The organism is Streptomyces sp. CO7 (genome assembly GCF_053474865.1).
The window spans coordinates 1632795-1638241 of record NZ_JBRIOU010000002.1; the positions used below are offsets into that span (position 1 = coordinate 1632795).

Sequence of the window (5447 nt, forward strand, 5' to 3'; positions counted from 1 at the left end):
GTCCACGGCATCCCCACCACCTACCGCCTGGCCGACGGTGACCTGGTGAGCGTCGACTGCGGCGCCCGCCTCGACGGCTGGACAGGCGACGCCGCGATCACCTTCACCGTCGGAACGCCGCGCCCGGCCGACGTCGCCCTGATCGACGCCACCCGCCGCGCCCTGGACGCGGGCATCGCCGCCGCCCGGGTGGGTGGCCGGATGGGCGACATCTCCCACGCCATCGGCTCCGTCGCCCGCGAGGCCGGCTGCGGCATGCCCGCCGACTTCGGCGGCCACGGCATCGGCCGCCAGATGCACGAGGACCCCCACGTGCCCAACCGGGGCCGGGCCAACCGCGGTTACCCCCTCCGCCACGGCCTCGTCCTCGCCATCGAGCCCATGCTCATGGCCGGCGGGAACGACGCCTACCGCACCGACCCCGACGGCTGGACCCTCCGCACCACCGACGGCAGCCGCGCCGCCCACATCGAGCACACGGTGGCCATCACCGACCAGGGCCCCCGCATCCTCACCCTGCCCTGACCCCGACCGCGGAACACCCCCGCACCCTTTCGTCCAAGCCCTCGAAACTTGCGCGATACGGCGAAAGTCGACCTCCGCCCGTTCTCCGCGAAAGTCGAGAACCCGCACCCCCCTCCCCTCCGCGGAACCCTTCCCACGTCCACGACCTGCACCAATCACTCACTCTCAACCGATCTCCCACGCAACGGCTTTCGCAACACTGGTCGAAAGTATTGACACACCGCATGGGCCGTCACGAAACTCGGCGTTCTGCAAGACCGCCTGGGTTTCCCACGACCGCCCAGCGCCCCGCCAGCCTTCGGCAGGAGGAGTCGTGCACGACGAGAAGGGCCCCGTCCGGGGGCCGAGCCGCAGGGGCTTCATCGGCGGCACGGGAGCCCTGGTCGCCGCCACCTCGGGGCTGCTCCTGCCCGGCACGGCCCACGCCGACCCAACGGTCACGGCCAACCGGACGGGCACGGACAGCGGGTTCTTCTACTCCTTCTGGACCGACGCCCCCGACACGGTCGCGTTGACGCTGCGGCCGGGCGGCGCCTGCAGCACCACCTGGCGCGACACGGGGAACTTCGTGGCCGGCAAGGGATGGAGCAACGGCAGCCGTCGCACGGTGCGTTACTCCGGAAGCTTCTCGCCCTCGGGCAACGCCTACCTGTGTCTGTACGGGTGGACCGCGAACCCGCTGGTCGAGTACTACGTCGTCGACAACTGGGGCGCCTACCGTCCGACCGGCTCCCCCCGGGGCACCGTCACCAGCGACGGCGGCACCTACGACATCTACCAGACGACCCGGTACAACGCGCCGTCCGTGGAAGGAACGAAGACCTTCAGCCAGTTCTGGAGCGTCCGTCAGCAGAAGCGCACCGGGGGCATCATCACCACGGGCAACCACTTCGACGCCTGGTCCCGCGCCGGCATGGAGCTCGGCAGCTTCAGCCACTACATGATCATGGCCACCGAGGGCTACCAGAGCTCCGGCACCTCCAGCCTCACGGTCGGCTGAAGGCTCCCCGCCCCCTCGTCACACCGCCGCCCGTACGGCCCACCCCGTCCGCCTCCAGCAGCGTGCTCACGAAGCGACGACACACATGGACCCGTGCGAACGCACCTCTCACCGTGCCCCCTTGCTCCAGCGGAGTATGGGGGAGAACACCGACGGCATCGTCGGCCCACACGAACGAGAGGACACCCGCATGCGCAGGTTCAGCACGGGCCGCACCGTGGTCCGCCGGGACGTGCACCGCTCCGGCCGGGTATGGAGCGAGCACGCGCTGCGCGTCATCGAGGACACCGGCGAGACCCTCCTGGCGGCCTGCCCCCCAGGGGCGGAGACCCGCTGGCCCACCCTCTACGCCAAGGCCCGCGAGGACGGGGACCGCTCGATCCGGCTGGCCGCCTTCGACGCGATGGCGACCGACACCTGGGAGCTGACCTCAGCGACCTGGCAGCAGACCGAGGTGCTGCTGTGGAAGCCGCAGCACACCTGGTTCAGCGTCAACGCCTTCTACACCGCCGCCGGGCTGCGGACCTGGTACGTGAACTTCGAGCATCCCACCGCCCGTACCCCCGACGGCTACGACACCCTCGACCTCACGGTCGACCTCCTCGTCGCCCCGGACCTGACCACCTGGCGCTGGAAGGACGAGGACGAGTACGCGCACGTGCGCCGCCTCGGCATCGTCACCGACACCGAGCACCAAGCCGTGAACACCGCCCGTGACGAGGCCCTCGCCATGATCGAGGAGCGCTCCGGCCCGTTCGCCGACGCCGCCGCCTGGCAGACATGGCGTTGGGACTCCCTCTGGCCCACCCCGCGCCTGCGTGACGGGGGCGACGAGCAGTGATCGGACGCCTCCCGCTCGACGAACAACTCCTCGCCCTGCGGTCCACACTGTCCCGCAACGACGTCCTGACGGAGGTCCTGCACCGCGCACCGCAACTTCGCCTGCCCGGTTGGTACCTGACGGCCGGCTGCCTCTTCCAGACGGTCTGGAACGTGGTCACCGGCAGACCGCCCGCCGACGGCATCAAGGATTACGACCTCTTCTACTTCGACGACCGCGATCTCTCCTGGGAGGCCGAGGACGCGGTCATCCGGGCCGCCGAGCAGGTCTTCGCCGGTCTGCCCGCCGAGGTCGAGATCCGCAACGAGGCCCGCGTGCACCTCTGGTACGAGGAGAAGTTCGGTGTCCCGTGCACCCCGTACACCTCCACCGAGGCCGCGATCGACAGCTTCGCCGCCACCACCTGCTGCCTGGGTGTGCGCCTCGGCCCGTCAGGACGATGGCGGGTGTACGCGCCCCACGGCCTCGCCGACGTCTTCAACCTCGTCGTCCGTCCCAACCCGGTGCTCGCGCCGCGTGAGGTCTACGAGACCAAGGCGGTCCGGTGGCGCCGCCAGTGGCCCGAGCTGACCGTCCTGGACTGGCCCGCCCCGACGGGCGAACTCCACCCGCCCGGCTCCGCGCGCAGCGAAAGCCAGGGGCGGTGAGCGACGGGGGAATGGCATGCACATAGCATGCGCACGCCATTCCCCCGTCGACATGTCATGTCCTCCCGAGGAGCACCACCCGTGGCCACCGACCAGCCCGACCCGCACAGACCCGGCACCCCCGAACCCACCGTCGGCAGGCCCGCCTACGACCGGTTCGCCATCGCCGCCCTGGCCTCCGGCCTCCTGTGCTTCGTCCCGCCACTCGGTCTGATACTCGGCGCGATCGCCCTTGTCGGCATCAGAAGGACCGGTCGGCGTGGCCGAGGCCCGGCGCTCGCGGGGATGGCCCTCTCCGCCACCGGCACGCTGCTCATGGTCCTGTTCTTCACCACCACCGGCGGTGAGGCCCTGCGGGAGAGGCTCGTCAAGGCCCTGGGTCGGAGCACCGGCCAGGCCTCCGTCACGGCCGGCCTGGAACCCCGTGACTGTTTCGACGAGCCCGGTGCGCCGAAGGACCCGGCGGATCTGGCGACGTACGCGGTCGTCGACATCGACGAGGCGTCCTGCGAGGACCCCCACGACGCTGAGGTGTACGCCCGTCTCGACCTCCCGGCCGGCGCGTTCCCGGGGGACGGCGAGGTGGTCGCCGTGGTCGACCAGTGGTGCGCGGAGCAGATGAGTGCCTACAGCCCGGATGCCTGGAAGCTCTACGAGCAGGCGCGCTTCCACTTCTACCCCCCGTCGGAGGAGGACTGGGCCCGCGGTGAGCGCGGTGCCGTCTGCGCGTTCGCCCCGGCGGAGTACGGCGACCAGCTCACCGGGTCGCTCCGTCAGGACGGTGACGCGCTCGACCGTCACCAGCGGGCCTATCTGGAGGCCGCAGGCCAGTTGAACGCCGCCCTGGCCCGAGTGCCGCTCGACGACGTGGAGGAAGCACTCGTCCACCACCAGGAGTGGGGATCCGACGTCGCCGGCTACCTCGGGCTGTACGCCCAGGACCTGCGGGACCACAAGTGGGAAGGGGAGGCTGCCCCGCTGGCCGCCGAACTCGCCGAAAAGGCCGACGGCGTGCGCGGCGAGTGGGAGAAGCTGGCGATGCTGGAGGACGTCGACGCATTCTGCGACCAGTGGGCCGTGGCCGAGCAGACGGTGGCGGACGACGTCGCCGGAACGGTCGCCGCGCTGCGCACCCAGCTGAAGCTGTCCACCCCCCGTCCCGTCACCACCGAGTACCAGTACCCGCCGTCTTCCCTGCTGTTCTGAAGTGCCGCGCCGAAGGGGCAGGACGGCTGTCGTCCGTCAGGCGAACATGCTGCGTAGGGGTCTGGTTCGCCAGTCATCGGGTCCAGGCCCGCATGGAACCGGCGTTCCTGTTCCGCGTGGTGGACGAACGTACCGACCTGTCCCCACAGCGAGAGATCGCTCAAGGGGCACGCGTCGAACTCAGCGGTCGCCCGTGTGCGCGTACTACCCGGCATCGATTTGGGTGCTGACCACGGTCTTCAGTGCCTCGCCCAGGTGAAGAGGGACGGGGGCGCCGAGCGGCGGACGACTCAGAGGGTGGGCGCCGGCTGCCACTCCCGCCGGAGCAGCCCGAAGACCCACGAGTCGGAGACCTCGCCGTTGACGACGCAGTCCTCCCGCAAGGTCCCCTCACGCACGAAGCCGAGCTTCTCCAGCACGCGGGCGGAAGCCACGTTGCGCGTGTCGGTCTCCGCCTGGACGCGATGGAGGTCCAGCGTGTCGAACGCCCACCGCAGCAGAGCGCCCGCGGCCTCGGTCGCGTAGCCGTTGCCCCATGCGGCCTCGCCGTAGCAGTAGCCGAGCGAGGCGCTGCGGTACTCCGGATTCCACCCGGCCAGGGTGCACCAGCCGATGAACGCCCCGTCGGACGCACGCTCCACGGCCAGTCGCGTCCCCGTGCCCTCCCGTTCCATCTGCCGGCACACCTCGAGGAACCTGTCAGCGCGTGCGCGGTCGGTCCACGGCGGCGAGTCCCAGTAACGCAGTACGTGGGCGTCGCTGTGCAGCGTGTAAAGGTCGTCCGCGTCCGTCTCCTCGAAGGCACGCAGTCGAAGGCGAGCGGTCCGCAACGCCGGGACGGGCAGCGACGTTCCCATGTGGCCTCCCCTGATCGGTGACCGGCCCATCAGACAGCCGCCCCGTACCACTCGCAACGGGTTTTCCCGGCGGGTCGGCACATGAGGTGTCGCCGCTGATGCAACGCATGCTGATCGGCCAGGTCCGACGGGTTCGTGCCATTCGCCGGCGACCCGCCTCCGGCGTCACCGGAACGCCCCTACACATGAAAGGTGGCGGGTGCACCCAGCCCGCGTCAGGCCCGCGCGTGCCCGTCGGAGCACGCCGCGGTGCTCCGGTGCGGAGGAGACGGGGGAACGATGGCGGTACGTCGACGGCGCCGGCGCGCGGAGAAGTGGGCGCGCAGGCAGGCGCGGGGCTCGGGTGCGGTGGCGGGGGTGGCGGGGGGGGG

Annotated in this window: 6 protein-coding genes; 5 read left to right on the forward strand and 1 reads right to left on the reverse strand. The window is 70.8% G+C overall.

From position 1 onward, the window contains the following. The 5 genes from map to ACOV8S_RS09590 form a co-directional block, all read left to right on the forward strand. The coding region (gene map / locus ACOV8S_RS09570; protein ID WP_448317278.1) for a type I methionyl aminopeptidase at nt 1–525 on the forward strand (525 nt) is incomplete at its 5' end. Between the two features lie 313 nt (nt 526–838). Next, a complete protein-coding gene (locus ACOV8S_RS09575; RefSeq protein ID WP_448317279.1) occupies nt 839–1525 on the forward strand; it encodes a glycoside hydrolase family 11 protein in 687 nt (228 codons plus the stop codon). 190 nt (nt 1526–1715) lie between these two features. After that, on the forward strand, nt 1716–2366 hold the full coding sequence (locus tag ACOV8S_RS09580; RefSeq protein ID WP_448317280.1) for a DUF402 domain-containing protein: 651 nt from the start codon (nt 1716–1718) through the stop codon (nt 2364–2366). Then, nucleotides 2363–3013, forward strand: coding sequence for a nucleotidyltransferase family protein (locus tag ACOV8S_RS09585; RefSeq protein WP_448317281.1), 651 nt, complete (start codon nt 2363–2365; stop codon nt 3011–3013). The genes ACOV8S_RS09580 and ACOV8S_RS09585 overlap by 4 nt, the downstream gene beginning before the upstream one ends. A gap of 81 nt (nt 3014–3094) precedes the next feature. Beyond that, complete coding sequence (locus tag ACOV8S_RS09590; protein WP_448317282.1) at nt 3095–4219, forward strand: DUF4190 domain-containing protein; 1125 nt, start codon at nt 3095–3097, stop codon at nt 4217–4219. A 290-nt stretch (nt 4220–4509) separates the two neighbouring features. Here ACOV8S_RS09590 and ACOV8S_RS09595 read toward each other — a convergent pair whose 3' ends face one another. Continuing rightward, nucleotides 4510–5076: a GNAT family N-acetyltransferase gene (locus ACOV8S_RS09595; protein WP_448317283.1), complete on the reverse strand. Its 567-nt coding sequence runs from the start codon at nt 5074–5076 to the stop codon at nt 4510–4512. Between the last annotated feature and the right edge of the window lie 371 nt (nt 5077–5447).